Source organism: Vibrio sp. Vb2131 (assembly GCF_033338535.1).
GTDB lineage: Bacteria > Pseudomonadota > Gammaproteobacteria > Enterobacterales > Vibrionaceae > Vibrio > Vibrio alginolyticus.
This window is the reverse complement of sequence record NZ_JAWOSW010000111.1, coordinates 1-593: the sequence shown is the minus strand read 5'-3', so window position 1 is coordinate 593 and position 593 is coordinate 1. Positions and strand designations below refer to the sequence as shown.

The 593-nt window shown below is 51.3% G+C and carries 1 protein-coding gene; it reads left to right on the top strand.

Translation table 11 applies throughout. The features are described 5' to 3' along the window. Positions 1-551: enoyl-CoA hydratase-related protein (locus tag R7E38_RS23145; protein ID WP_318082190.1), on the top strand; the 551-nt coding region annotated here is incomplete at its 5' end. Between the last annotated feature and the right edge of the window lie 42 nt (positions 552-593).

Sequence of the window (593 nt, the reverse complement as noted above, 5' to 3'; positions counted from 1 at the left end):
AAAGCCTCGCTCGCTTAATGGAAACGTTGGATACCTTCCCTCAACCCACCATCGCTGTCGTACAAGGCTCAGCCTTTGGTGGCGCATTGGGGCTAATTTGCTGCAGCGATATCGCTATCGCCAGCCACTCCGCTCAGTTTTGCTTGAGTGAAGTCAAACTGGGATTGGTGCCCGCCACCATTGCACCATACGTGATGCGTGCGATGGGCAATCGACAAGCACGTCGTTACATCCTCAGTGGTGAAGTCATCCCTGCGGTTAAAGCGCAACAGTTTGGCATCGTGCATGAAGTGAAAGAAGATGAGGAGCTTGAATCATGCGTAAGCGAAGTCGTCGCTTCTTTGCTACTCAATAGCCCAGATGCGATGAGAAAAGCGAAAGCACTGTGCGAACAATGCCACCAAAATCCCATTGATTCTCAGCTTATCCGCTACACCAGCCAATTGATCGCCGATATCCGTGTATCGCCGCAAGGGCAAGACGGTTTACAAGCTTTCTTAGAAAAGCGGCCTCCGAGCTGGGTCCATCAACCTGATGCGGAGGAAGAATGACACTGCCTACTAACGTAACCATTGTTGAAGTTGGCCCTAGAG